Source organism: Streptomyces sp. M2CJ-2 (assembly GCF_016757295.1).
Taxonomy (GTDB): domain Bacteria; phylum Actinomycetota; class Actinomycetes; order Streptomycetales; family Streptomycetaceae; genus Streptomyces.
On the sequence record NZ_JAESIF010000181.1, the window covers coordinates 1 to 2963 of the forward strand.

3 protein-coding genes and 1 pseudogene are annotated in these 2963 nt (G+C 66.9%); 3 read left to right on the forward strand and 1 reads right to left on the reverse strand.

What is annotated here, in order from left to right; translation table 11 throughout:
- On the forward strand, positions 1–1182 hold a 1182-nt coding region (locus JL475_RS38480), incomplete at its 5' end, for a hypothetical protein (RefSeq protein WP_237409466.1).
- Complete coding sequence (locus tag JL475_RS38485) at positions 1182–1562, forward strand: hypothetical protein (RefSeq protein WP_202282844.1); 381 nt, start codon at positions 1182–1184, stop codon at positions 1560–1562. The genes JL475_RS38480 and JL475_RS38485, both read left to right, overlap by 1 nt.
- A gap of 110 nt (positions 1563–1672) precedes the next feature.
- On the opposite strand, the pseudogene JL475_RS38490 reads toward JL475_RS38485, so the two are convergent.
- A pseudogene (locus JL475_RS38490) lies at positions 1673–1945 on the reverse strand (integrase core domain-containing protein); the annotation flags it as partial.
- Positions 1946–2258: 313 nt separating this feature from the next.
- Here JL475_RS38490 and JL475_RS41015 point away from each other — a divergent pair.
- Complete coding sequence (locus JL475_RS41015) at positions 2259–2777, forward strand: helix-turn-helix domain-containing protein (RefSeq protein ID WP_237409467.1); 519 nt, start codon at positions 2259–2261, stop codon at positions 2775–2777.
- The last annotated feature ends 186 nt before the right edge of the window (positions 2778–2963 follow it).

Here is a 2963-nt window from a genome sequence, read left to right on the forward strand (position 1 = left end):
CTTCCCACGTCCGGCAAACCCACAGATCACAGCCGCCTGGACACCCGCACTCAAGCCGTAACTTCACGGCCTTGGGCGAAAGCCTACTACTCCAATGGCCTGGTCAACGAGCAGGCGCTCGCGGACCTGATCCACACCAAGGGCACCGCGATCACCCGCACGGCTCAGGAGGCTGAGCCGATGCGGCAGTGGGAGGACATGCGCGAGACCACCGGCGTCCTGGACTTCTTCGCGGAGCTGACCATGGACGTCGACGACATTCGGGACGAGGCCAACCGGCTGCACGACGCGGCGGGTGGCGACTTCGACCTGGCGCGGACCACCGAGAAGGAGGCCCGCGACCTCTGCCTCCACGCGCTCAAGCAGGCGTACGACCTGGTGCCGGACTTCCAGGTATTCCTCACCGAGCGGGTGGACGTCGCCGCCGCCATGCCCGACCTCCGGCGCGAGGCGGCCGAGGCGAGCGGTAACCCGGTGACCCGGTTGCCAGGCAGCGGTCCCAAGCAGGACTACTACCCGACGACCGGGGACCAGCTGGTCTCCCCGACGCTCCAGAGCATCCGGGTGCAGCTCGCTTCATTGCCGGGCGCGACGGACAGCTACTGGATTCCGCCTTCCGGTGACCAGGAGAAGACCGAGTGGATCCGGGCCAACAAGGACATCATCAAGGCCGCCGCGCAGAACTCCGGGCTGCCGCCGTCGATGGTGGCGGGTATCGCCTGGAAGGAGATCGCCGGCCAGCCCGGCCCACTCGACGACATCACCGACACCATCCGGGAACAGGCGGACTCCCCGTTGAGCCCCATCGGGCCGGATAACCTGCCGTCACGACTGGGCGGCGACCCCGACGAGACGTCCTTCGGTCCGATCGCCATCCAGGTACGGCGTGGTGCCGAGGTGCTCGGCTACGACCCGGAGAACCTCACCGACCAACAGCGAGCCATGGTGGAGGAATCGCTCCAGGACCCGGGACAGAACATCTTCATCGCCGCCGAGTACCTGGCCCAGCTCAAGGCGGAGAGCGACTTCGCCGACGTACCCCCGGAGGAAATGACGGTGGAGCAGCAACAGGAGCTTGCCGCGCGGTACAACGGGGGGCCGTACTGGGAGAACGATCAGGCGCAACGTTATAGCCGCGACTTCGCCCATCACCTGGACCAGGCAAGGAACGCGATCCGCTGATGCAGTCCTCGAAACCCTCGCACACCGGCGACAGGCAGAAGATCGGTCACTCCCGTCACCCGGTGGACGATCGCCCGCACCACCCCGACGACGACCGCCGCCTGCTCCGCGTGATCCTCGCCGTTCCGGTGGTGCTGTTGACCCTGGCGGCGGCGTTCTTCCTCTGGCTGGCGATCAACACCCGTCCGAACGGCGACTGGGACCAGGCCGCGTACGGCGGGATCGAGCTGGCCTGTGCCTTGGCCGTCGTTCTGGCAGGCGTGGTGGGAGCCCTATGGCTGGCGCCCTCGGTGCGGCGGGTGATGCGGTGGCCGTGGGCGGTACCGGCTGTGGTGCTGGGGGTGGCGGCGGTGGTGCGGTGGGTGTCCAGCGGGGCGTGAGCGCCCGGCCGGTTCAGGCGCTGCGGCCATGACACGGCGCTGTCACGTTGGCTGAGCGGGTGGGATGATCTTCTGGATGATGGGCCTTGTCCCTTGAGAGGGGACACCATTCATGTCGTTTGCCGCTCGTAGACGATCGGGGCCTGTTGTCCGTTGGCCGAGTGCCGTCGGTGGGTGTTGCAGCGGGTGATCCAGCGGAAGACGGCCAGGCGGCAGTCGAGGGCGTCGTCGAAGCGGCGGGCGCCCTTGAGCGTCTCGCGCTTGAGGGCTGCGTTGAACGACTCGGCGAGGGCATTGTCCGCCGACGTACCCACCGCACCCATGGACTGGGTCACTCCCAACTCGGCGCATACGGAGGAGAATTCACGAGAGGTGTACTGGGCGGATTCAACCGGTCGTCGCAACACCCGACGTCCGGGTAGGCGATGAAGAACAGAAGCAGTACTGCTGGGGGGGGCGCCCGAACGGCAAGAGGGTGCCCTCCGAAGTCAAGCAGAGGTTTCTCGAACTGATACACGAAGGCGTGAGTATCAGAGAAGCCAGTCGCAGCGTCGGCATCAACCGCCGAACCGGCCGGTGGATCAGTGGACGCGGTGAGCGCGTAAGGACCACGAAGCCGGGCCGGCAGGTGGTGCGACCAGCGGCTGCACCGCTGCTCGCTACCTGTCCGAGGAGGAGCGCATACACATCGCTGACCTGCGACGCGAGAAGAAGTCCGTCCGATCGGTCGCAGCCGAGCTGGGCCGCAGTCCGTCGACCATCAGCCGGGAGATCCGACGTAACTGCAACCCCAACGTCAGGCCGAGTCACCCCGGATACTACCGCCCGTTCGCCGCTCAGAAGCGGGCGGAGAGGCGCCGGTCGCGCCCCAGACCCAGACGGATCGACGAGCACCCTGAACTGCGGGAGTTCATTCAGGCGCGTCTGAACGAGAGATGGAGCCCGGAGCAGATCGCGAGTATCCTCCGCCGGGATTTTCCTGACCGCCCGGAGATGCGTGTGACACACGAGACGATCTACCGGGCGCTGTATGCCCGGTCCGGGGGCGGCCTGTGGCGCGAGCTCTATCGCCGCCTGAGGACTGGCCGAAGCATGCGCAAGGGGCGCCAGCAGCCTGATCGCCGAACCCCTCGGTTCTCCCACCCGATGTCCCAAAAGGATCGGATCTCTCGAAGTACACCAGGGAGGCCCTGGACGTCGCCGCCATGGAACTGAACACCCGGCCTCGGAAGACGCTCGGCTGGGACACCCCAGCCGAGCGCTTCACCGAACTACTGACGAACGACCCCAACACTCCTCGTGTTGCGACGATTTGTTGAATCCACGGGAGGGTGCCGGGCCTGTGCGGGCGCTGGGGTCAGACGACGCGGATGTTCTCCGCCTGGGGGCCCTTCTGGCCTT